Genomic DNA, 23514 nt, shown 5'->3' on the forward strand with positions numbered 1-23514 from the left:
CACCCGCCCGCCCGTGGTCCGCGTCGAGCCGCTCGGCCTGAGCTTCGAAGCCCCCGATTCGCTGACGATTCTCGAAGCCGCCGGTTTTGCGAATCTGCGTTTGCCGCGCTCATGCCGCAACGGCACGTGTAGAACCTGTCTGTGCAAGATGACGGCTGGGCGCGTGCGTTACACGATCGAATGGCCGGGTGTAAGCCGTGAGGAAAAAGCGGAGGGTTTGATCCTGCCCTGTGTCGCGGTCGCCGAGTCGGACCTGGTTTTGCAGGTGCCGGACGCATCTTTAATCAGACCGGACATGGGCGATTCGAAATAAGCCTCGACGAAGCACCGCCGGGGGTGGCTCGGGTCCAGCCCGTGGTCACGCCGCAAGTGCGTGCTGTCTGATCGCTGCGATCTTCTCGGCACCGATCTTCTCTTTCGCCATCTCGGTGTCGTAGTGGGTCTGCAAATTCATCCAGCTCTGCGGATCGGTGCCAAAAAACGCGCCGAGGCGCACCGCCGTATCGGCGGTGATCGAGCGTTCGCCCTTCACGATTTCATTGATGCGGCGAGCGGGTACGCCGATCGCCTTCGCGAGGGCGTACTGGGTGATGCCAAGAGGTTCGAGCCAGTCGAGCGCAAGGATTTCTCCCGGCGTTGCCAGCGGGATTTCGCGTGTCATGTTTGTCCCGGTTATTACTCCGTCGATTCAAGCTGCCTTTTATCCGGGCTACGATTACGACCGCCGTTGCGTTGCCGTTCCCGAACTTGAGGCAGCCTTGCTGGTCGACCACTATAACAACGCCGCCCATTCGCCACCACCTCCCCTCACCCCTCCTCGCCCCCCGGATTCAGCTCATGAAAAGTCGTGCCCGGCCAGCGCCCGGCCGCGGTCAACTCACGCGCGACGTCGTAAATCACCACGCGCGCGGCCAGCGCCGCCGGCGATAACTCGTCGATCGCCTGACTCGCGATCATCGTCTGCCGGCGCGCGTCCGAATCCTCGATCAGCAGCGCGCGCAACCGGCGCCCCGGCTCGCGCGTCACCACGCAGCCCGGCTGCAGCGTCGCGCCGAGCCCCGCATACACGGCGTCCATCAACAGTGCGAGACCATCGATCTCATACGCGATGCGAGCCTGTACGCCGGCCCGCTCGAACGCGACGTCGAGCAGCGAACGCAAACCATGCGAGCCGCTCGGCACCACCAGCGGCAGATCGCCGAGCTCGGCGAGGCTGACGCTGTCTTTCGACGGAAACCCCGGCAAATCCGCGCGACCGAGCAGATACACGCGCTCGTCGAGCAGCGGCGATACCCGCCAACGTCGCGCCGCACTGCCGCGCGCGACCAGCGCGAGATCGAGCTGGCGCGCGTCGAGCATCGCCGCGAGATGGCCCGACAGCGCTTCGACCAGATGCACGCGCAACGCCGGATGACGCTCGCGCATCGCCAGCATGAACGGCACGCCGAGCACCGCCGCGGTACTCGGCGGCAAACCGACGCTCACATGCCCGACCAGCCGCGTATGGCGCGCGGCCTCGACCGCATCGACCGCATGCTGCAACGTCAGTTGCGCGTGGCGCAGAAACGCGAGCCCCGCGTCGGTGGGAATGATCCCGTTGCGGGTGCGTCGAAACAGCTGGATCGTCAGTTGTGCTTCGAGACGGCCGAGCTCCTGGGTCAGCGTGGCCGCCGCGATTCCCAATTCGGACGCCGCCCGCCTTATACTGCCTAGCTCAACCGCCCGAACGAAATAGCGCAGTTGCCGAAGCTCGATCGGCAACCCGGTCTCATCCTCATTTACCAAAACCGCGCTCGCAATCGACATGGGTAAATTCCAATAAAGGGGACACGCGGAGCGTTTCTTGCTCCGTCCGAGGATTACGTATGGACATGCGTCAGTTGAAGTACTTCGTGCAGATCGTCGAGAGCGGCAGTCTGTCGAAAGCGTCGCGGCAGCTGTTCATCGCGCAGCCCGCGTTGAGCCAGCAGATGACCCGCCTCGAAGAGGAAGTCGGCAAGCCGCTGCTGGTGCGTTCGTCGCGCGGCGTGAAGCCGACCGACAACGGCGAGGCGCTCTACCATCACGCGCGTTTCATCCTGCGCCAACTGGATCAGGCCGTATCGGTCGCGCGCCGCGATCATGCCAATGTCAGCGGGCGCGTGAATCTCGGCATGGCGCCGACTACCGTCTGCGCGATCGGCCTGCCGCTGATCAAACATCTGAGTGCTAAATATCCGGGTGTGATTCTCAATGTCGTCGAAGCGTTGTCGGGGCATCTCGAACACATGGCGCGCCTGGGCGAACTCGATCTGGCGGTGCTGTTCAGCACCACCGCCGCGCTCGATCTGACGGTCGAAGCGCTGCTCGAAGAGGAACTGTTCGTGATCGTGCCGCGCGACAGCACGATGATCGCGGCGGGCCGCACCGACATCACGCTCGCCGAACTGGCGAAGCTGCCGCTGATCCTGCCAAGTCCAGGCCACGGTCTGCGCCGCCGCATCACACTCGAATTCGATCGCGTCAATCTGACCGTCGACGCGGTCGCCGAGATCGATTCGTTGCCGCTGCTGATGCATTGCGTGGCCGACGGCATCGGCGCGACGATCAAACCGATGGCCGCCGTCCATGCGCTGCAGAACGCGCCGGAGCAGTGGCGCTGCGTGCGCATCTCCGACGCGCAGATGGTGCGGAGAAATTACCTGTACGCGCTCGCGCCGGAAAATCTGTCGCTCGCGGCGGCGGTCGTGCGCGACGAGCTGAAGCACGTCGCGCGTACGCTGATCGAAGAAGGCAGATGGCAAGGTGTGCGGTTGATTTCGCCGGGCGACGTGCCGGAACCCGACGACGAGCCGCTGCACGGCACGCCGGAAGACCCGGATTTCGAGGATCTGCCGGCCCACCACGCGGCCTGATTCGCCGGTCGCCATCCGCGGGCTCACACGCGCGCCGCTGTGCCGGCCACCGCCGTCCCCTCGCGCGCCAGCTGCGCGGCAAGGTGCCCGGCCCGCCGGCCCGAGGCGAAGGCCCACGCGAGATGATGGCCGTGCCCCTTCAGCAGCAAGCCGCCCTGCCCGGTCGATCCCGCCGCGAACAGACCGGCGATCGGCGCATCGTGCGCATCGAGCACGCGGTGCTGTTCGTCGACCATCAAGCCGCCTTCCGCATGCACGAACACCGCGCGCACCGGCCCGAGCGCGATGAACGGCGCGTGCGCTAGCGCATTCGCGCCTTCACGGCTCGCGATGCTGCGCGCGAGCGCCTGCGCATCCATCCCGGTCGCGGCGGCCAGCCCTTCGATGCTGCTCGCCTCGCGATACACATCCGGCCGGTTGCGCCGGTAATCGGCCAGATACGCGTACGCGACTCCGGGTGCGGTCGAAATGAAATGCGGCCACGCGCGATATCGTTCGGCGATGCGCCCGTCGATCACGATATAACCGATCCCTTCCGGCTGATCCGGCAGACGATACGCGGGCCGCTCCGTCTCTTCCCCGAAGCGCTCGCCGCGCGCGTTGACGAGAATCGCGCCGTCGTCGAACAACGCCAGCGACGGCGCCAGCGCGGTGGTCAGAAACTTCATCAGGAACGGCCGCAGCAACGCATCGGGCAGGTGCTTCATCGACCATTGCATCACCGCGGCGAGACTTCGCCACGGCGGCAGCCGACGCACGAAGTTTTCTTTCGCCGGCGCGATGAAGCGGATCTCCGGGCCCAGCGCCAGATCGCCGTTGACGATGCGCGCGCCGCAACGCTCGGCGATGCGTTGGCCGTCGCCGGTGGCGGTCGGATTCACGGCCGCGACCTTCGCTTCCTGCGGCCCCATGAAACGCGCCTTCAGCTCCGGGCTATTGGTGAAATCGCCGGCCGCGAGAATCACGCCGCCGCGCGCGTCGATGCGCTGCATCGTGCCGTTCAGTTCGTACACCACACCTTTCACCGCGCCGTCTTCGAGCGCCAGTTCGACGACTCGCGCGCGCACGCGAATCCCGACGCCCGCGCGTTGCGCGCGCCGCGTCAGGTGATAGATGAACGAGCGCGAATTGGGCAGCACGTTGTGCATGCGTGGCACGCGATGCGGCGGCTCCGGCATCGGCCCCATGAAACGCACGCCGCTGTCGAGCAGCCATTGAAACGTGTCGGGCATCGCATCGCACAACACCCGACGCAGCGCGTCGTTGTCACGCCCGGCGAGTTCGCCGGCGAACCCGGGCATGTCCTCCCAATGCGCCTGCGGCGTGTCGCTGATGCCCTGGGCGCGCTGATGCGGCGTTTGCGACGCGCTGACCGAGCCGATCGACCACGACGTCGAGCCGCCCGGCGCGTCGTTCTTCTCGAGCAGCACGACGCGCGCGCCGGCTTCCGCCGCTTCGATCGCGGCCGCGAGTCCCGCGCCGCCCGCGCCGACGATCACGACGTCGACGGTTTCGGCGGCGCGCGGGTGAATCCGGTTGGGTGTCAGCATTGGCGCGACTCCGTATGCGTCCGCGTGGCTCAAACCATCCCGCCGTTGGCCTGGACGATCTGACCGTCCACCCACGACGCCTTGTCCGACAGCAGGAACGCGACGATTTCCGCGACCTCGTGCGGCAGGCCGATGCGATTGAGCGGACTCATCGATGCCGAGCGCGCTTTCGCTTCGTCGTTCTTGCCGGCACGGAACAGGTCGGTGTCGACTGGGCCCGGGGCAACCGCGTTGACGCGCACCTGGCGCGCGGCGAGTTCCTTCGACATCGAACGCACGAGGCATTCCACCGCGGCCTTGGTCGCGCTGTACGGTCCGACGCCCGGCACCGCGTGGCGCACCAGCGAGGTCGTCAGCGCGACGATCGCGCCGCCGTCGGCGACTTCGCGCGCGGCCGCGCGCAGCACGTTGAACGCGCCGACGATGTTCACTTCGACGAGACTGCGAAACGCGTCGTCGGGGAACTGCGCGAGCGGCGCGGGCGGCACGTTGATGCCCGCGTTCGCGACCACGCCGGTCACCGCGCGGCCGAACTCTTCGCGCACCCGCACGAAGGTTGCGTCGACCGCGGCTGCATCGCGGATATCGACGCAGTAGCCGCGCACCGTCGCGCCGTGTTCGCTCGCCTTGTCTTCCCCCGCGTGCGCGGCCGACGCCTGGCTCGCATAGGTGAACGCGATATCCGCGCGGTTGCGCGCGAGCAGTTCCACGCAGGCCGCGCCGATCCCGCGCGAGCCGCCGAATACCAGCGTCAAGGGTCTGTTGTTGCCGTTCATCGTTCGTTCTCCTTATGCCGCCGCGCGCGCCAACGCGACGCGAGTGGCTTCGATGGTTGCCTCGATACCGCGCTGCAAGTCGTATTTCGGCTCGTAGCCCAGTTCCGCGCGCGCCCGGCTGATATCGAGCGCGCCTTTGGTCGCGCTCAGCACGACGCCGCCATGCCGGTACGGACCGCGGCTGCCGACGCTGATGCGCGCGCCCGGAATCGCGCGATTGACGGCCTCGGCGACGTCGGCAATCGTCGGCGCGACGCCGGTCGCGACGTTGTAGCTGTCATAGCGATGCTGGTCCTTATCCAGCGCGAGCAGCAGACCGGCGACCGTATCGGCGATATAGACCTGATCGACCGCGAGCTGCGCGCCGTCGTCGACGTGCAGCGGCTCGCCGCGCAGCGCCGCTTCGACGAACGTGCGCGGCACCCGCAGACGCGGCAGATGCGGGCCGTACACCCAGCAGGTGCGCACGTTGATGCACTCCAGACCGTGATCGCGCGAATAAATCCGGCCATAGTGTTCGACCGCGAGCTTGGTCGCGCCGTACACGCTGAGCGGCTTTTGCGGATGCTCCTCGTCGATCACAGGCGTGAGGAAATCGCCGTAAGTCTCTTCGGTGCTGACGTGCACCACGCGTTTGATGCCGGCGATCCGCATCGCCTCGAACAGATTGATCGAGCCTTCGACGTTCACGCGATTGGCCTTCAGCGGAATGTCCGCGCACTGGATCACGCCGACGATCGCCGCCGCGTGAATCACCGCATCGGGCCGGTGTGTGCTCAGCATGCCGAGCACCTGCGGCCACTCGCACAGATCGGCCGTGATGGTAGTGAGCTGCGGATAGCGCGCGGCGAGCGCGGTCGTGGCCGGGCTGATTGCGACGTCGGTCGCGATCACCGCGTCGCCGCGCGCCAGCAAGGTCCTGACGATTTCGGCGCCGAGCCAGCCGCTCGCGCCGGTGACGAGAATCTTCTTCATGCGTCGTTCCTGAGTTCGTTGCTGTGGTCGTTCATCGCGCGCGCTTCAACGCGGTTGCGGTTCCTCGTCGCTCGGCGGGCTCGTGATCACGAGAAACACCAGCGTGTCGGTGCCGGTGCAATGCAACTCGTGATGCACGCCGGGCGGAATGTAGGTCACGTCGTTCGCGCGCACGAGGCGCCGCTCGCCGTCGACCGTCAGCACGCCTTCGCCGGACAGCACGTGATAGATCTGCTCCTGCACCTTGTGCACGTGATTCTCGACATACGCGCCGGGCTCGTAGCACGAGATGCGGTGATCGAAAAAGCGGCTGCCGGTGGTCTCCGGCGTGACGATCGCTTTGGAGAGCGCCTGATTGAAGTGGCCGGGGTACTGCACCCACAGCAGTTCGGCGAGATTGCGCGTCACGGCCTGCTTTTCCTTGGCCGCATTCTTGAAGTGTTTGTCGTCGGGGATGATGGTCGTCATGTCAGTTCTCGAATCCGGGCAAGCCGGTCAACAGGTGGCGAAGGTCGTACTCGGCTACGAAACCGAGCCGTTCTTTCGCATGCGTCAGGTCATAAAGCGGCGCGTACGGATTGCGCCGGTAGTAGTCGGGATCGCGGATCTCGACCGCGTCGCCGTGCAGACGCCGCAGGCGCTCGACGGTCGGCTCGGGCGCGAGCGTCACGTTCGCGGCCAGATAGAAGCGCTCGAATTGGCCGGGCCGCATCGGCAGTTCGAGCGCGAGACGGAACGCGCGGGCCAGATCGCGCGCATCGATGTGATGATGCAGCGGACCGCCGCCGGCCGTCGACGGACCGCCCACCGCGGGCGCTGTGTAGTTGTCCGGATCTTTCGCCCGCGCGACGATCTCGCCTTCCATCTCAGGATAGGCGACGAACACCGTGCGCAACGCCAGCACCGTCATCCCGCGCAAGGCGTATGCGCGCGCGATGTCCTCGCCGAGCACCTTGCTCAGCGCGTACGGATCGGTGGCCTGCAACGGGTGCGCGAGATCGAGCGGTGCGTAACGCGGCGCGACCATGCGCCCTTCGCGCACCGTGTAGCCCGCGACCGAATCGCTCGAACAGAACACCACGCGCTCGATGCCCGCGGCCTCGGCCGCGTCGAACACCAGATAGGTGCCCTGAGTATTCACGCGCATGATCGACGCGCCGTCGCCGGACCAGATGTTCGGCAGCGCCGCGATGTGCAGCACCGCGTCGATGCCGCGCATCGCGTCGTTGAGCGCGGCGGCATCGGTCACGTCGGCGACCACCCATTCGATCCCGGCCGATCCCGCGCGACGGTCGAAGCCGCGCACCTCGTAGCCGCGCGCGAGCAGTTCGTCGACCACGAAGCGGCCCAGCAGTCCGGCCGCGCCGGTCACCAGAACGCGGCTCATGATTGCGCCTCCAGCGGCGTCGCGAAGCCGAGCGCCGCGAGCGCCCGATGACTGCGCAGGATCGCCGGTTGCGGCTCGGCCGCGATGATTTCAAGCATGCAGGTTCCCTCGAAGTGGATGTCGTCGAGCGCGGCGCGCAAGTCGTCGAAACGCAGGTCGCCCAGACCGATTTCGTCGTGACGCCACGCGCTGCGCGTCGTGTCCGACAGATGCACCAGACTGACCAGTTCGCCGAGCGCGCGCAGCCCCGCCGCCGGCGCTTCGCCGATGAAATGCGCGTTCGCCGCGTCGTAGCAGACCGTCAGCGCGCGCGAGCCGTAGCCGCGCACGAATGCGCCGAGCGAATCCGCATCCGGAAACGACGCGAACGGCACGTTTTTCAGCGCGAGCGTGACGCCGCGTTTTTCCGCATGCGCGACGAGCGGATCGAGGCTCTCGCGCATCCACGCTTCGCGCGATTCACGCGCCGGCGGAAACAGCGGACTCATCCGTCCCGGCACCACGACCAGATGCGTCGCGTGCAGATCGGCGGCGAGGTCGATCGAATCGATAAACAGCCCGACCGAGTACTCGCGCATCCGGCGCATCGGACTGGCCAGGTTGTGATCGAGGCTCGGCACGTTCAGCGAGCGCACCGTCACGCGTTGCTGCGCGAGCGCGGCGGCGAAGCGCCGGCGTTCGTCCGCGCTGAATTCGTCGAGCGCCAGATGCGGCGGGTTCAGCACCAGTTCGAACTCGCGATAGCCGAGCGCCGCGAGTTCGCTCACGCATTGCGCGGCCGGCGTCGACCAGATGTAGCCGTAGGTATTGATGCCGAGCGCGCGGGCGCCGCTCGAATTAGGCGTCGTCATCAGGCACTCCTGCGCAGCAGTTCTTCGGTGTCGCCCGCGCCGACGCCGAGCAGCCGGTCCTGCAACGCGGTATCGGCGGCGAGTTCGGCGGCCGCGCCGCTGAAGGCGACCTGACCGTTGACCAGCACATACGCGCGATCGGCCATCCCGAGCACCGACTGCGCGTGATGCTCGACGATCACGAGACTCGCCCGCGTGGTCAGCTTCTTCACCGCCTCGCGCACCTCGTGCACGACCGCCGGGGCGAGTCCCTCGAACGGTTCGTCGAGCAGGATCAGCCGGCTCGGCACCATCAGCGCGCGAGCGATCGCGACCATCTGCCTCTCGCCGCCCGACAGATTCGCCGCGCGCGAGCGCATCAGCACCCGCAGCTTCGGAAACAGCTCGCAGACCTCGTCGAGCGGCGCGCCGCCGGCACGCGCGGCGAGCTTCAGGTTGTCCTGCACCGTCAGGTTCGGGAACAGCCGCCGGCCTTCGGGCACCAGCGATACGCCGAGCCGGTTGATCCGGTTGGCGCGCAGCGCGGTGACGTCGTTGCCGTCGAATAGCACGCGGCCCGAGGTGGCCGGCAAGGTGCCGGTGATCGTGCGCAGCAGCGTGGTCTTGCCGACACCGTTGCGGCCGAGCAGCGCGATCACCTCGCCGGTGTTGACGGTCAGGTCGACGCGTTCGAGCACGATGCCGCCGCCGTAGCCGGCGCTGACGTTTTCGAGTTGCAGCAGCGGGCGGGTCGCAGGTTCGGCGGTGTCCTTTGCGGTGCTGGCGGAATGGCTGGCACCAGCATCGTTCGCCGCCGCTTCGACCGTGATCGCCGGCTGCGCATGCGCGCTCGCATCGCCGAGATACGCGCTGATCACCTGCGGATTGCGCGCGACGTCGGCAGGCAGGCCGTCGGCGATCAGACGGCCCTGATGCAGCACCGTGATGCGATCCGACAACGCCAGCACCCGGTCGATGTCGTGCTCGATCAGCAGCACCGCGTGGGTCGTCGCGAGCCGCCGGATCAGCGCCGACACTACCTTGCGATCCGACTCGGCCAGACCGGCGAGCGGCTCGTCGAGCAGCAACAGGCGCGCGCTGGTCGCGAGCGTCATCGCGATTTCGAGCAGGCGCTTTTCGCCGTGCGAGAGTTCCGCGCACAGATCGGCGGCCCGATCGGCGAGACCGACCGCGTCGAGCAGCGACCACACCCGCTCGTTGGCCGCGTCGTTACGGTAGGCGTCGCGCCAGAAGCCGCGCCACTGCCGCTCTGAAGCTTGCACCGCGATCCGCACGTTTTCGAACGCGCACAGATTCGGAAACACGCTGAGAATCTGGAACGAGCGCGCGAGCCCGAGGCGCGCACGCTTATGCGCCTGCAACCGCGTGACGTCCTGCCCTTCGAACACGATGTTGCCGCCGTCCGGAAACAGGAAGCCGGTCAGGATGTTGAAGAAGGTGGTCTTGCCCGCCCCATTCGGTCCGATGAAGCTATGCAGCTGATTGCGCTTCACGTCGAGCGAAATGCCGTCCTGCGTGACGATCGAGCCGAAGCGCTTCGACAGGCCGCGCACCGACAGCACCGTATCGCTCGCGTCGCCGCCCGCGTCGAGCGGCCGATACGGCGTGATGCGCGCGGGCCGCGCCGGAATCGTGTCGCGCGTGAGCGTCCAGCGCGAGCGCTTGCCGAAGCGGCGCAGGAAGCCCTGAATGCCCTCCGGCGACAACAGCGCCATCAGGATGATCACCGGCGCGAAGAACAGCCACCAGTTCTCGGTAATCGCGCTCAGGCGGTCTTCGAGCAGGATGAAGGTGATCGCCCCCCACAGCGGCCCGAGAAACTGATGCACGCCGCCGAGCACGGCCATCAGCACCGGATCGCCCGCATGCGCCCAGTTCAGGTTGTTCGCATAGACGCCTTGCAGCAGCAACGCCATCAATCCGCCGGCCACACCGATCGTGCCGCCGGCGATCACCAGCGCGATCAGACGGGTCGTGTAGACGTCGTAGCCGAGACTCTGCACGCGTTGCTCGTTATCGCGCAGCGCCTGCATCAGTCGCCCGAACGGCGCATGCGCGACCCGCCACAGCAGCCACGACAGCAGCAGCACGACGACCACCGTGAACACGTGAAACGACAGCGCCGAACGAAACCACGGCCGCGCGATGTTCTGCAAACCGTTTTCGCCGCCGGTGACCGAAGTCCACTTGTAGGCGATCTCGAACGCGATCTGCGAGCACGCGAGCGTCAGCAGCGAGAAATACAGCCCCTTGCGGCGCAGAATCAGCGCGCCGATCACCAACGCGAGCAGCACCGAAAACAGCCCCGCGATCAGCACGCCGGTAATCTCGTTGCCGCCGAACGCGCCGAACGCGATCGCCAGCGCGTAGCTGGAGCAGCCGAAGAAGAACGACGCGCCGAACGGCACGAGGCCGAGATAGCCGATCAGAAAGTTGGTGCCGGCCGCATACAGCGTATAGATCGCGATCTGCGTGATGCGGTCGATCGGCATGCCGAGCGCGAGCGAGCCGCCGCTGATCGCGATCAGCACCGCCGCCATCACCGCGACCGGATGTTGCAGCGGCCGCCACTGGGCGCGCGGGGCCGCGTTCGCGGGACTGCTCGCGGAAGCCGCCGCGCCGGTATTCGTGCGCGTAGTCATTCGAAGCGCTCCCATTGTTCGCCAAACAGACCGCGCGGACGCAACAGCATCACGAGGAACATCAGCGCGTACATGGATGCCGCGGCGGCATCCGGCTGGAACTGGATCGTGATCGAGGTCACGAGGCCGATCGCGAGCCCCGCCACCACGGCGCCGGCAAACGAGCCGAGTCCGCCGATCGCGACCACCACGAAAGCCGGCATGATCGCGTTGGCCGACATCGACGGCGACACGGTCCACAGCGGCGCGGCCAGCACGCCGGCAATCGCCGCGAGCGCGCAGCCGAGTCCGAACACGCCGGTCAGCACCCACGGCAGATTGATGCCGAGCAGCTCGACCATCTCCGGATCGCGGCTGCCCGCGCGCAGGATGCGTCCATACGGGGTGAACGCGAAGAACCCGGCCAGCGCGACCAGCGTGCCGACCGTCGCGACCAGCACGCCGACCCGATACTTCGTGATCAGCAGCGGCCCGGCCTCGACGATGCCCGACAGGAACTCGGGCGGATTGAACGGCTTGCCGTCCGCGCCCCAGAAGAAGCGGATCAGCGCCTCGATCAGCAGCGCGAGCGCGAACGTCACGATCAGGCTGGACAGCGGTTCCTTGCCGTACAGCCGGCGGATGATCAGCACCTCGACCACCATCCCGAGCACGCCGACCACGAGCGGCGCGAACACGACCGCGGGCCAGCCGAACATCTGGAACAGCTGATACGCGACGTAGGCGCCGAGCGCGAAGAACGCGCCGTGCGCGAAGTTGATCACGCCGAGCAGGCCGAACGTGATGGACAGGCCCACTGCAATCAGCACGTAGACGAAGCCCAGCACCAGCCCGTTGGCCGCTTGAGAGACGAGCATATCCAGCATCATGCCTCCTGAAACGAGTGCTCCGGCGCCATCACAGCGGCGGCATATTGCAGCCGATTTCCTGCTTGGTGCCGAACGCCTTTTCGGTGTCGGCCGGCGTGCTGGTGGTTTCCTTGACGACGTCGAAGTAGTCGTATTTGTCGGTGATCTTCGACTTCACCTTCACGACCACCGAAGGACGCACCAGCTGGTGATCCCACGCGCGGTAGTAGAACGGCAACGGACCGTCGGTGTTCTTCCAGTTCTCCAGCGCGGTGACGATCGCTTTCGAATCCGTCGACTTCGCGGCGTTGATCGACTCGAGCAGAGAGCGCATCGCGATCCAGCCGGACCAGCCCTTATCCGACGGCGGACGGCCGTATTTCTTTTCGAAGTCGGCGGCGAATTTCTTCTCGGCGGCGGTGTTGTTCGGGTTGTTGTAGTACCAGGGCTTCACGTAAATGCCGGTCGACGCCTGCTGGCCGACGTCCCAGAAGTCGGTGTCGGTGACCGCGACCGCCACGTACGGGATCTTGTCCTTCATCCCCATCTCGTTCCATTGCTTCAGGAAGTTCGAGAAGTCGCCGCCGACCAGACCGCCGAGCAGCGCGTCCGGCTTCGCCTGGCGGATCTTCAGGATGTACGAGCTGTAGTCGGCGGTATTGAGCGGCACCTCGTCGACGCCGACTTCCGTCATGCCGTTCTCTTTCAGACGGCTGCGCGCGGCGCGCAGAATGTCCTGGCCGAATGCATACGACGGCGTCAGGAAATAGACCTTCTTGCCGCTTTGCGCGAGATACGGCATCACGCCCGCGATCTGCACCGGCACGGTCGCCTGGGTGCGGAACGTGTAGCGGCTGCAGTCCTTGCCGGTGATTTCGCTGGCGGCCGCGCCGGGCAGAATCAGCGGAATCTTCGCGCGGTTGGCGACGCCCATCATCGCCAGCGCGGACGAGCTGTAGTTGCCGCCGACCACCGCGACCACCTTGTTCTCGTCGATCAGCTTCTGCATGTTCTGCTGCGAGACCTGCGGATTTGGTTCGTCGAGCCAGGTAATTTCAACCGGGCGGCCGAGCACCTTACCGCCGGCTTCCTCGAGCGCGATTTCGCTGCCGCGTTCGAGAAACTGACCGATCGACGCGCCCGGTCCCTGCTTCGAATAGATCAGGCCGATACGCACCGGCTCGTTGCCCTGAGCGAGCGCCGCGGCGCTGAAGCTCAACCCCGTTGCGAAAGCGATAAGCGAGCGATACCCTACCCGCCCGCGCGGATTGCGGAAGTTCATGGTTTTGTCTCCTGTGTCGATCGCGGCGAGCGCCCGAAGGCTCGCCGCGACCCCATGAAAGATGCTGCTGTTCTAGAGTGGCGCCGCTTGCGTCATGCCGACCGCGGCGTTTCTGGAGCTTGTCGCTCTCTGGTTATCTCTGGCTATTCGCGCTGCCGTTCGTCACGCGATAAAAGGCTTGCCGTAAACCGGCTCCTTGTACGGAATCGGGGGCAATTGCCAGGTGCCGGTCGACGGCGGCCGCACTTCGGAGTCGACGTGCACGTCGATCACGCACGGCCGGCGATTCTTCAAGGCCAGCTCGACCGCGCCGCCGAGATCCTGCGGCCGCGTGACCGTCATCCCGTCCGCGCCGCACGCGCGGGCCCACGCCGCGAAGTCCGGGTTGTAGCGCTCGCCGGTTTGTCCCTTGTAGAACGCGGTGCCGATCTCGCGGCCGTCGAACAGCCCGTATTGCAGATCGCGGATCGCGCCCCACGCGAAGTTATTCCAGACGATCCACACCACCGGCAGCTCGTATTCGACCGCGGTGCACAGCACGTAAGGCGTCATCGTGAAGCCGCCGTCGCCGACCACCGCGACGCACGGGCGATCAGGCGCCGCGAGTTGCGCGCCGAGAATCCCGCAAACGCCGAAGCCCATCGACGAATAGCCCCAGCTGTTGAGCATGCTTTGCGGGCGCTTCGGCTTCCAGAACTGCATGAACCAGTTGTGATGGACGCCGGAATCGAGCGCGAGGATCACGTCGTCGGGCAGCGTCTTTTGCAGCGTGCCGACCACGAACTCCGGCCGCAGCGGATGGGTCGACGCGCCGAAATGCGGCTGCACGAACGCTTCCCACTGGCGCACCCAGCCCTGCACCTGTTCGGCCCACGGCGCGAAGCGCTTCGCGTCGATGCCGGGGCGCGCGGCGAGCGCGTTCAGCAACTGGCGGGTGAACACCTTCGCATCGGCGACGATGCCGACGTCGGTCACGTAATTGCGGCCCAGCTCCTGCGGGTCGATATCGACGTGCACAAGCTTCGTCTTCGGGAAATTCCACGAATAGCCCGGCTGCCAGCTCGACGACGAACGGTCGTCGAAGCGCGTGCCGATGGTCAGCACCAGATCCGCGTGACGGCCGGCCTCGTTGGCCGGAAACGCGCCGTTGCGGCCGATAAAACCGAGCGTCAGCACGTCGTCCGCGGGCACGCAGCCCATGCCGTTCGGCGACGTGATCACCGGGATGCGCAGCTTCCGCTGCAACTCGGCGAGTTCCGGGCCGGCTTCGGCAAGGGTCGCGCCGTGGCCGATGAACAGCACCGGTTTGCGCGCGTCGGCCAGCAGGTCGAGCACGGCGGCGAGATCCGCGTCGCTCGCGCCGGGCCGCACCGGCCGCGCGAGATTCGACGCGGGCGGCAGTTCGACATCCGCCTCTTCCTGGAACACGTTGTATGGAATATCCAGATTCACCGGACCGGGGCGGCCGGTCACCATCGTGTCCATCGCCTGACGCAGCGCGAGCGGCAGCATGTCGACGCGGCTCGGCTGGAACGCACGCTTTACGACCGGCCGCAACACCTGCGCGAAATCCGCCTGGTTGTGCTTATAGAGTTCCTGAAACGGCGCGCGATTGTGCTGCGACGTCGGCACGTTGGCGGTAATCGCCATGAACGCCGACGAATCCGACAGCGCGGTGGCGAGCGACATCACCATGTTCGCGGAGCCCGGACCGGTCGAGGTCAGCGTCGCGACCGGCCGATGCTTGACGCGGAAATACGCATCGGCCATATGGCCCGCGCACTGCTCGTGGCGCGGCGAAATCAGTTGCAGCTTGTCGCGCACGTCGTACAGCGCGTCGAGAATGCCGACGTTGCCATGTCCGCAAATCCCGAACACGTACGGCACTTTCTCCTTGACCAGCGTCTCGGCGATCAGTTGACCGCCTTTCATCATCGGCATTGCATGTCCCCTTCAGGTACTCAGCGTAATCAGACGTTCTTCGCTCATTTCGCGCACCGCATAATGCGGGCCCTCGCGGCCGAATCCGGAGTCCTTACTACCGCCGTACGGCATCAGATCGACTCGCGAACTCGACGTCTCGTTGATGTGCACGCCGCCGACGTGCAACCGGCGCGCGGCGGCGAACGCCGCGTCGAGACGGTTGGTGAAGAGCCCGGTCGCGAGACCGTAAGGCGTCGTGTTGACGCGCTCGATCGCTTCGTCGAGCGTATCGAACGGCACCAGCGACATCACCGGGCCGAACACTTCCTGGCAGCTCACCTGGGCGCCCGGCGCGACATCGGCGAGCAGCGTGGGCGGCACCACCGCGCCGTCGCGAGCGCTGCCCGCCAGCCTGCGCGCACCGCTCGCGAGCGCGGCGTCGATCCACTGCTCGATGCGCTGCGCGGCCGCCACGCTGATCACTGGACCGACCAGCGTGGCCGGATCGCGCGGATCGCCGAACGGCAGTTCGCGCACCAGTTGCGCGAGCCGCGTTTCCACTTCGTCGATCCGCTTGCGATGCACCAGCAAGGTCTGGATCGACGTGCACACCTGGCCGGCCTTGCGAAAACCCGCGGCGACGATCTTCGGCAGCGCGAGATCGAGATCCGCGTCGTCGTCGACGATCGTGAACGCGATGCTGCCCAGTTCCATCTGCGTGCGGCGCAGACCCGCGCGCTGCTGGATCGAGCGGCCCACTTCCGTGCTGCCGGTGAACGCGAAGAAGCGCACCGCGGGTTCGTCGATCAGCCAGCCGGCCACCTCCGCGCCGCCGTGAAGCACGCTGATCAGCCCCGCCGGCAAGCCCGCTTCGAGCAGGCAGGCGGCCATCACGTTGGCGAGCGTCGGCGTATGGGTGGACGGCTTGAGCACCACCGCATTGCCGGCCGCCAGCGCGGGCGCGACCTTGTGCGCGACCGTGTTCAGCGGCGCGTTGAACGGCGTGATCGCGCACACCACGCCGAGCGGCACGCGCAACGTGAAGCCGAGCCGGCCGCGCTGCTGCGGCGCGCCGTCGAGCGGAATCACCTCGCCGGCCAGCCGGCGCGCTTCTTCCGCCGACAGCCTGAAAGTCTGCAAACAGCGCTTGAGCTCGCCGTGCGCATCGGTCTGCGTGAAGCCGCCTTCGGTCTGCAGCGCCGCGACCAGTTGCGGCGTTTCGCGCTCGAGCAGCGCGGCCGCGCGTTCGAGCACCGCGCCGCGTTCGTACGGCGTCAGCGTCGAGGCCAGATACGCGCGTTGCGCGGCCTCTACCGCGTCGCGCACCTGCTGATGCGAAGCGATGTGCAGGCTCGCCGCGGGGCTGAGCCGGTATTTGTCGAGCACCGCGACGCGGTCGCCGCCGTCGACCCAGTGGCCGTCGATCAGCAATCTCACTTCGGGCAGCGCGCTATCTGTTTCGATCATTGATATGAACTCCATACGATAGAGCCCAGTGTAGGGGCGCAATTTTGCGGGCAAAACTACTGATTTCCGAGAGCAGCTATACGTCGAACTTATGGCCGAGCGCGTGATGCGCGGCCAGCACGCCGAACACCAGCGCCGGGCCGAGCGTGATGCCGGGGCCGGGGTACGCGCCGTTCATCACCGAATGCATGTCGTTGCCGCATGCGTAGAGGCCGTCGAGCGGGCTGCCGTCGTCGCGCAGCACGCGCGCGTGCTCGTCGGTGACGAGGCCCGCGGCCATGCCGAGGTCGGCGGGAAACACGCTCACCGCGTAATACGGGCCATGTTCGAGCGGCGCCACGCAGGGATTCGGCGCGTGGTCGGCATCGCCCAGATGGCGCTGATAGATGTCGCCGCCACGCCCGAACTCGCTGTCGTGGCCGGCGCGGGCGTCGGCGTTGAAGCGTTCGAGCGTCGCGCGCAGGTTCTCGCGCGACACGCCGATCGCGTCGGCGAGCGCGTCGGGCGTGGCCGCCTGTTTCAGATAGCCGCTCGCGATGTCGTGTTTCGTCGTGAGTGCGAACGGACGCACGCGGCCGAGCCCGTATTTCCACAGGAAACGGCGATCGCAGATCAGCCACGCGGGAATCGCGGCGTTGGTCTCGCGCAGTTGCGCGCGCACGAACTCGTGATAGGACCGCGCCTCGTTGACGAAGCGTTTGCCGTGCCGGTTCACCGCGATCAGGCCCGGCTTCGCGCGATCGGTGACGGTGTGCGGAAAGTAGGCGGTCGAGCCGTCGGCGCGCGTCCAGCTCGACACCGGCACCCAGAACGCGAGCGCATCGTCGACGCCGTGCGAGCGCGCGCTGAGCGCCCCGCCCACCGCTTGCGCGAGACGCGCGCCGCCGCGCTCGGCGCGCGCGTCGACCGTCGCCGAGCGCTGCCCCGCCTGCGGCGGCACGTACGACGCGCGCAATTCGGCATCGTGCGACAGGCCGCCGGTCGCGAGTATGACGGCGCGGGCGCTCACTGAAATCTCGCGGCCGCCGGTCAGCGCGCGGATGCCGGTCACCCGGCCGTGTTCGACGGTAAGACCCGCGACGCTCGTATTCAGCGCGATCTCCACGCCCGCGTCGCGCGCCGATTTGAATAGCCGCGCGGCGAGCGCGTTGCCGAGCACGAGCGTAGTGCCGCGATGCGCCGAGATGCGCTGCAGCGCGTAGCGCCCCAGCAGCTTGCCGACGTGCCACGCGGCCGCCGCCGACTTGCCGGCGCGGCGCAACTTCGGAATGTCTTCGCGACTGATCATCATCCCGCCGAACAGCAGGAATTCGGGTAACGGGTCGCGCAATAACGCGAAGTCACGGCCGAGTTCGCGGCCATCGAACTTCACCGGTTCGAGCACGCGACCGCCGGCCGTCGCGCCGGGCAGGTCGGGATAGTAGTCGGGGTAGCGGCGCACCGGCTGCAGTTTCAGCTCGGTGTGCGCCTCGAGATAGCGGATCGCGGCATCGCCGTGCGTGAGGTACGCGCGCATTCGCGCGTCGTGCGCGGCGCCGGGGACGGTCTGTTCGAGATAGCGGCGCGCGGCGGCCGCATTGTCTGCGAGACCCGCTTCGTTCATCTTGTGATTCGCGGGAATCCACACCATCCCGCCGGAGATCGCGGTGGTGCCGCCGATTTTGCCGGTCGCTTCGACCAGCAACACGCGATGCCCGCGCACCGCGGCCACCGACGCGGCCGCGAGCCCCGCGGCGCCCGCGCCGACAACGATCAGGTCATAGTTCAGAGCAATCATGGTGACGCAGTGTAAGTGCGTGCACCGCGCGGCCGGAACTATGGAATTCCAATGGGCGCCATCGGTTTCGGATATAGGGGGGAGGCGACGCGTGGCGAGACCAGCATGCGTCGCAGCCCGGGTTGGACCGGGCGGGCTCGATCTGGGGCGAGCCGGCCCCGGGCGGTTCCTCTGCGGGAACCGCCGCAGCGTCGTTTAACGCTGACCGCCCATCGCGCGGGCGATTTTTTTATCGGTGTTGTACTGGCTCAGCGCATACACCGACCAGATCGCGGCCGGCACCCAGCCGATCAGCGTAATTTGCAGAATCAGGCAGATGATGCCCGCAAACGGACGGCCGATCGTGAAGAACTGCAGCCACGGCAGAAGGATGGCAAGCAAGAGACGCATGGTGATTTCCTGTTCGTGTGGTTGACGCGGCGCGGGTCGATCCGCGCGGGATGTGCGTGGTTCGTTAGTTGGGCGCGTCGGCCGAAGAATCAAGCGGCGTGAAACGCTGCACCTTCGCCCCGTCCACCTCGATCAGCTCGAAAAATACCGTCGACGGCCGGGTCCAGATCGTCCCGTTAGCCGCCTTGTAGACGATCATCGTGACCGTAGGATCCGATTCGAGAGTGGCCTCGCAAACCAGTTCGTAAATACCGCCTTTGTAGTGCCGGAAACGCACAGTGGATGCCCTCATGTTGGGTGAAATCGAAGCGACGGCGCGCACGCGGCGCGCTCAACCGCCTTCTTTCATCTGCTTCAGAATCTTGTAGACGGTCGCGCGGCCCATCGTCAGCACCGCGGCCACGTAGTTCGCCGAGCTGCGGCCGCGAAACGCGCCCTGCGCGTGCAGCGCCTCGACGATTTCGCGCTTGTGCTCGCGCGTCAGCGCATTGATGCCGATCTGCCGCTCGCGCAGCCACGTGTGCAGATAGGTGTTGATGCGGTCCTGCCAGTCGTCGCGGAACAGGTCCTCGCCGGGCGCGTCGCTCATCGCGCCGCCCTTGATGAACAGATCGAGCGTCGAGCGCACGTCCTCGAACACCGCGATGTTGAAGTTCACGCACATCATGCCGGCGGGCTTGCCGTCGTCGTCGAACAGGATGTTGCTCACGCAGCGCATGCGGCGGCCGTCCCAGTTCAGCTTCTCGTACGGGCCAATGGTCTGGCCGCGCGCCGCGAACAGCACGTCGTCGAGCACCGACGGCGCGCCGACCTCGAGCCGCGACAGATTGTTCGCCAGATACGCGATGGTCTGATCGCGCAGATCGTGAATCACCACTTCGGCGCACGGATAGAGCAGCGCGGCGATGCCGTCGGCGATCGGCGCGTAACGCTTGAGCAGCAGGTCTTTGACAGGAGACACGTTCGGATTGCGCATCGGATATCGCTGGGTTCGGAGGGGACGGCGGTGCTGGCGCGGCGCGGTTGCGTGGCCACGCCGCTGCGGCGACAGACGCAAGCGACGCAACGTTCGCGCGCTCGGCCGGCAGCCGGCAACTCGCCATTGTAGCGACCTCCCGCGGGCGTCGCGACCGCGCCGGTCAGCGGGCGATGGCGAGCTGGGCGGGTCGCTGTCGCTGCCGCTACCACTGCCGCCGCCCAGCGGGGCCAGAAGCAACGCCGGCGCAACTTCGCTGCAACTCCTCCGCTACTTCGCCCCAAGCCCACCCGAGACCACGCACTATTTTTGTCCGCCTCGCGAAGCGATTTTTTTCGTGGGATAAATGATCTGTATCCAACCGAACGGAGCAACCCGATGGCCACACTCGAAGCGCTTCGCGCCGTGCTCGACGACACCCGCACGCCGGAGATCATCCGCAACCACGTGATCGACTCCCTGCAATACGCGTTGCGCAACTACGGCCAGGTGTTCACGGCGAAAGAAGTCGAATGGCTGGCCAGCTGGGACGACGCGCGGATCCCGCTGGCCGCCGCGCGCGAGCAACAGAAACGGGTCGCCGACACGGTACGCTGACGCGGCTCCCGGCGTCGTCTGCCGTGCCGCGGCGCTCCGACGGCCCCGGCCCGCTGCGCGCAAAGCCCCGCCCGGCGGGCGTTCCAGCGCTGCACGGCAGTTGCCACTATCCAATCCGGCCCGTTTCAGGCAAAATATTGCAATAGTTGCAGTAAGCACCCATATAGCACTGGCAGCACCAGGCAGTCTCAAGCCGGCATCTCCGCACCACCCCCGACTGTTCGACCGCCGCTTTCCGCGGTCCCGTCATTCCGGCAATGCGCCGCATGCATTCGCCGTCGCGAGTAGCACACCGAGCGGTTCAGCTTCTTCCGTCCGATGCGCGCGAGTTCCGCGCCGCTTCTGCATTTTCGGTCGAACCCGCGCTTGCGCGCGACCGCTGAGTCATCGTCATTGCCATTGCTTGCGACATCGAGTCAGCCGGGCCCGGCCGGCCTGTGCCAACCAATTTTCATTGCGGCGCGCCCCCAGGTGCTGCGCCGCCGGTCCCCGTCGTCGCGCTGTTGCGACCGGCCCGCGCGGAGCGCGCGGGCAACGCGGGCAGCGACACGCGGACCACGCATACAGGACACGTTTTTGATGAATCCAGCAGTAAAGACCTACAAGGGCTACGAAATTCACCCGCTCGTCTATCCGCGCCGCCCGGCGAGCGCGGATGCGGGCCGCAATCCGGGCGCCGGTTACGACGCGTCGGTGCGGATCTGCCGCGTCGGCGCGAATCCGGCGGCCGACGGCCGGGTGTTTCGTCTCCAGTATCTGTTTCCGTTCGACGGCATGGGCAAGGCGCGCATCGCGTGCATGGCGCATGCGCAGAAGTTGATCGACGGCCAGGTGAGCGGCCAGTCGATCACCGATCTTTGAACGGCGTCATCGGCTCATCACAGATGTCGTGCAGCGTGCATTCAGGCCCCGTTGGGCGCCGCTGTCCGATTACCGCAATTGAATTGAAGTCGTGTTTGTCCGGTGCGCCGGCGGCCGACCTCCCCTTTATCCCATCGACCAGGAGTTATGCATGGCGAAAGAAGAACTGATTGAACTTGACGGCATCGTCGACGAAGTGCTTCCGGATAGCCGCTACCGCGTGACGCTCGATAACGGCGTCGTGGTCGGCGCCTATGCGTCCGGACGTATGCGCAAGAACCACATCCGTATTCTCGCGGGCGACCGCGTAACGCTCGAAATGTCGGTCTACGACCTGACCAAGGGACGGATCAATTTCCGTCACAAGGACGAACGCCCGAGCGGCGGCGCTCCGCGTCCGGCCTCGCAGGGCCAGCGGCGCCGCTGATTCGCCGCGGCGGTTTGCGGTTTGGCGACGCGATCGGGCATCGCGTTGCCAGGTAGTGCGATGCATTGCGGCCTCATGCACGGGGTGAAGCCTCGTGGTGAGGCCGGCACAGCGGGTGATCCGGTTTCCGACTCTCCGGTTTTCCGGTGCGCATCGCGCCAGCTATTGCGCGCGACTTTCGCCTGAATCTACCCGCCAAACACCGCCCCGATATCCCCGCCTTGCGCGCTTTTGCGCACCTGCGTCACCACCCGTTCCTCCAGCTCCGCCAGGTGCTCGCGCATCGCGGCCAAGGCGCTCGGCAAGTCTCCCGCATCGAGCGCATCGATGATTCGCGCGTGCTCGTCAGCCGAGCAGCTCGAACCCTTCGACGGATCGAATAGCGCCTTATACAACTCGGTCTTCGCGACCAGTTGACCGACCAGCCCGAGCAATTCGGTGCCGCCCGCCAGCTCCGTCAGCAGCACGTGAAACTGGCCGGCGAGACGCACGGACTCTTCGATCGCACCCGCCCGCAGCGCCTTTTCCTCGCCGCGTACATGCGCGCGCAGCCGGCGTTTATGCGCGGCGCTCAACGCGCCGCACAGCGATGCGACGATGCCCGCCTCGACGATCTGTCGCGCGCGATACACCTGACGAATGTCCTCCTCCGACGGCGACGGCACGAACGCGCCGCGATTCGCCTCCAGCACCAGCTTGCCCTCGTAGCCTAAGCGCGCAAGCACTTTGCGCAACGCGCCGCGCGTGCAGCCGAAGGCGGCCGCCAGATCGCGCTCGACCAGTTGCGCGCCCGGCCGCAAGCGGCCTTGCAGCAACGCCGCGGTAATCGACGCGTAAATGCGCTCTTCGACGCTTTGCGCGGTGTCGTCGCCGCCGGCCGTGGCTGAGGCCGTGGCTGAGGCCGTGGCTGAGGCTGCGGCTGGAGCGGATTCGGCAGCAGAGGATGGCGAGGGATGCCGGGAACGCGTAGCCATGAATTCAGTGAGCGGGTTGGAACAAAACGGGGGTTGGAACAAAAACCGAACGACGCCGCAGCATTCTAGCGACGGCTCGCCGCCGACGCCAATTCGCCCGTCTACCGCCTCGCTTATACCGGGCATTCGCGAAAATGGTTAACCATTATAAGTTATTATGGTTGACCAAAAACCGCCTGCCACTCTCGAGGTCGCCCCGTGAATTCGCCTTCCAGCGTCACCCCGCCCCACTCCTGCGCGAGCCGCTCGCACGCCGCGCTGACGCTGCATGAGCTCGTGTGGCTGGCGGTGATCGTCGTGATCGGCATCAATTTGCGGCCGTTGCTGACCTCGATCAGTCCACTGATGGCGACCATTCGAGGCGACACCGGCCTCAGCTTCTTTGGCGCGTCGCTGCTGACGAGTCTGCCGGTCATCGCGATGGGCGTCGGTGCGTTCGGCGCGGCGGCGCTTACGCACAGCATCGGCGAAACGCGCGGAGTCGCGCTCGGTCTGCAGGCGATCGCGCTCGCCTGCGCGGCGCGCTGGTTCGCGTCGAGCGGCGTCACGCTGCTCGCGACCGCGTTGCTCGCGGGCGCCGGCGTCGCCGCGATCCAGGCGCTGCTGCCGGCCGTCATCAAGCAACGCTTTCCCGCGCATGTGCCGCTCGCGATGGGCGTGTTCTCGGCGTCGATCATGGGCGGCGGCGGGCTTGGCGCGCGCTTGAGCCCGTGGGTCAGCCAGTCCGTGGAGTCGTGGCATGCGGGGCTCGCGGTGTGGGCGCTGCCGGCTTGTGTCGCGCTTGCTTGCTGGTGGGGGCTGACGCGGCGGGGTGGTGCTGGTGCTGGAGGAGCTGGCCGAGTCGGAGCCGGAACGGCACAGTCGGCGGTTGCCCCTGCGTCGGCCGCCGCTGCCGCATCCGCGTACTCCCCATCGCG

General features: G+C 66.7%; 24 protein-coding genes. 6 read left to right on the forward strand and 18 right to left on the reverse strand.

The genetic code is table 11. The annotated features are described in order from the left end of the window. A partial coding sequence (locus tag BTH42_RS28140) for a 2Fe-2S iron-sulfur cluster-binding protein (protein ID WP_075304459.1) occupies positions 1-313 on the forward strand: 313 nt, incomplete at its 5' end. A gap of 45 nt (positions 314-358) precedes the next feature. Here the strand turns inward: BTH42_RS28140 and BTH42_RS28145 are convergent. Next, the gene (locus BTH42_RS28145) at positions 359-661 is read right to left on the reverse strand and encodes a HigA family addiction module antitoxin (RefSeq protein WP_075304460.1); all 303 of its coding nucleotides are present in this window, start codon (positions 659-661) and stop codon (positions 359-361) included. Between the two features lie 146 nt (positions 662-807). Continuing rightward, complete coding sequence (locus BTH42_RS28150) at positions 808-1755, reverse strand: LysR family transcriptional regulator (protein ID WP_075304479.1); 948 nt, start codon at positions 1753-1755, stop codon at positions 808-810. A gap of 110 nt (positions 1756-1865) precedes the next feature. On the opposite strand from BTH42_RS28150, the gene BTH42_RS28155 reads away from it, so the two are divergent. Beyond that, positions 1866-2894, forward strand: coding sequence for a LysR substrate-binding domain-containing protein (locus tag BTH42_RS28155; RefSeq protein WP_075304461.1), 1029 nt, complete (start codon positions 1866-1868; stop codon positions 2892-2894). Between the two features lie 23 nt (positions 2895-2917). On the opposite strand, the gene BTH42_RS28160 is transcribed toward BTH42_RS28155, so the two are convergent. From BTH42_RS28160 to BTH42_RS28230, 15 genes are all read right to left on the reverse strand, one after another. Beyond that, positions 2918-4444 (reverse strand): FAD-dependent oxidoreductase, encoded by a 1527-nt coding sequence (locus tag BTH42_RS28160; RefSeq protein ID WP_075304462.1) that lies wholly within the window; start codon positions 4442-4444, stop codon positions 2918-2920. Positions 4445-4473: 29 nt separating this feature from the next. Then, a complete protein-coding gene (locus BTH42_RS28165; protein WP_075304463.1) occupies positions 4474-5220 on the reverse strand; it encodes an SDR family oxidoreductase in 747 nt (248 codons plus the stop codon). A gap of 12 nt (positions 5221-5232) precedes the next feature. After that, positions 5233-6195, reverse strand: a complete 963-nt coding sequence (locus tag BTH42_RS28170) for an NAD(P)-dependent oxidoreductase (protein ID WP_075304464.1) — start codon at positions 6193-6195, stop codon at positions 5233-5235. A 45-nt stretch (positions 6196-6240) separates the two neighbouring features. Further along, on the reverse strand, positions 6241-6663 hold the full coding sequence (locus tag BTH42_RS28175; RefSeq protein ID WP_075304465.1) for a cupin domain-containing protein: 423 nt from the start codon (positions 6661-6663) through the stop codon (positions 6241-6243). Between the two features lies 1 nt (position 6664). Next, the gene (locus BTH42_RS28180) at positions 6665-7582 is read right to left on the reverse strand and encodes an NAD(P)-dependent oxidoreductase (RefSeq protein ID WP_075304466.1); all 918 of its coding nucleotides are present in this window, start codon (positions 7580-7582) and stop codon (positions 6665-6667) included. Next, complete coding sequence (locus BTH42_RS28185) at positions 7579-8433, reverse strand: sugar phosphate isomerase/epimerase (protein WP_075304467.1); 855 nt, start codon at positions 8431-8433, stop codon at positions 7579-7581. The genes BTH42_RS28180 and BTH42_RS28185 overlap by 4 nt, the downstream gene beginning before the upstream one ends. Then, on the reverse strand, positions 8433-11075 hold the full coding sequence (locus BTH42_RS28190; RefSeq protein ID WP_083654957.1) for a branched-chain amino acid ABC transporter ATP-binding protein/permease: 2643 nt from the start codon (positions 11073-11075) through the stop codon (positions 8433-8435). Before BTH42_RS28190 ends, BTH42_RS28185 begins: the two co-directional genes overlap by 1 nt. Beyond that, positions 11072-11944, reverse strand: a complete 873-nt coding sequence (locus tag BTH42_RS28195; RefSeq protein WP_256702354.1) for a branched-chain amino acid ABC transporter permease — start codon at positions 11942-11944, stop codon at positions 11072-11074. Before BTH42_RS28195 ends, BTH42_RS28190 begins: the two co-directional genes overlap by 4 nt. Positions 11945-11972: 28 nt before the next feature. Beyond that, positions 11973-13205, reverse strand: a complete 1233-nt coding sequence (locus BTH42_RS28200; protein WP_075304469.1) for an ABC transporter substrate-binding protein — start codon at positions 13203-13205, stop codon at positions 11973-11975. Positions 13206-13367: 162 nt separating this feature from the next. Further along, a complete protein-coding gene (locus tag BTH42_RS28205; RefSeq protein WP_075304470.1) occupies positions 13368-15146 on the reverse strand; it encodes a thiamine pyrophosphate-binding protein in 1779 nt (592 codons plus the stop codon). Between the two features lie 12 nt (positions 15147-15158). Then, positions 15159-16595: an aldehyde dehydrogenase family protein gene (locus tag BTH42_RS28210; RefSeq protein WP_075304471.1), complete on the reverse strand. Its 1437-nt coding sequence runs from the start codon at positions 16593-16595 to the stop codon at positions 15159-15161. A 76-nt stretch (positions 16596-16671) separates the two neighbouring features. After that, on the reverse strand, positions 16672-18372 hold the full coding sequence (locus tag BTH42_RS28215; RefSeq protein WP_075304472.1) for an FAD-dependent oxidoreductase: 1701 nt from the start codon (positions 18370-18372) through the stop codon (positions 16672-16674). Positions 18373-18567: 195 nt separating this feature from the next. Next, positions 18568-18762: a YqaE/Pmp3 family membrane protein gene (locus BTH42_RS28220; protein ID WP_075304473.1), complete on the reverse strand. Its 195-nt coding sequence runs from the start codon at positions 18760-18762 to the stop codon at positions 18568-18570. A 64-nt stretch (positions 18763-18826) separates the two neighbouring features. Next, the gene (locus tag BTH42_RS28225) at positions 18827-19054 is read right to left on the reverse strand and encodes a DUF1653 domain-containing protein (RefSeq protein ID WP_178392252.1); all 228 of its coding nucleotides are present in this window, start codon (positions 19052-19054) and stop codon (positions 18827-18829) included. A 39-nt stretch (positions 19055-19093) separates the two neighbouring features. Beyond that, entirely contained in the window at positions 19094-19738 is a 645-nt protein-coding gene (locus tag BTH42_RS28230) for a transcriptional regulator (protein WP_075304475.1), read from the reverse strand. Between the two features lie 378 nt (positions 19739-20116). On the opposite strand from BTH42_RS28230, the gene BTH42_RS28235 reads away from it, so the two are divergent. From BTH42_RS28235 to infA, 3 genes are all read left to right on the forward strand, one after another. Continuing rightward, positions 20117-20335 (forward strand): hypothetical protein, encoded by a 219-nt coding sequence (locus tag BTH42_RS28235; protein ID WP_075304476.1) that lies wholly within the window; start codon positions 20117-20119, stop codon positions 20333-20335. Between the two features lie 579 nt (positions 20336-20914). Further along, positions 20915-21196, forward strand: coding sequence for a hypothetical protein (locus tag BTH42_RS28240; RefSeq protein ID WP_075304477.1), 282 nt, complete (start codon positions 20915-20917; stop codon positions 21194-21196). Positions 21197-21347: 151 nt separating this feature from the next. Then, positions 21348-21623, forward strand: coding sequence for a translation initiation factor IF-1 (infA, locus tag BTH42_RS28245; RefSeq protein WP_075304478.1), 276 nt, complete (start codon positions 21348-21350; stop codon positions 21621-21623). Between the two features lie 188 nt (positions 21624-21811). Here the strand turns inward: infA and BTH42_RS28250 are convergent, their stop codons facing one another. Beyond that, a complete protein-coding gene (locus BTH42_RS28250) occupies positions 21812-22597 on the reverse strand; it encodes a GntR family transcriptional regulator (RefSeq protein WP_256702355.1) in 786 nt (261 codons plus the stop codon). Between the two features lie 198 nt (positions 22598-22795). Here BTH42_RS28250 and BTH42_RS28255 point away from each other — a divergent pair. After that, positions 22796-23514: MFS transporter (locus tag BTH42_RS28255; RefSeq protein WP_178392253.1), on the forward strand; the 719-nt coding region annotated here is incomplete at its 3' end.

It is taken from the genome of Burkholderia sp. SRS-W-2-2016 (genome assembly GCF_001931485.1).
GTDB lineage: Bacteria > Pseudomonadota > Gammaproteobacteria > Burkholderiales > Burkholderiaceae > Paraburkholderia.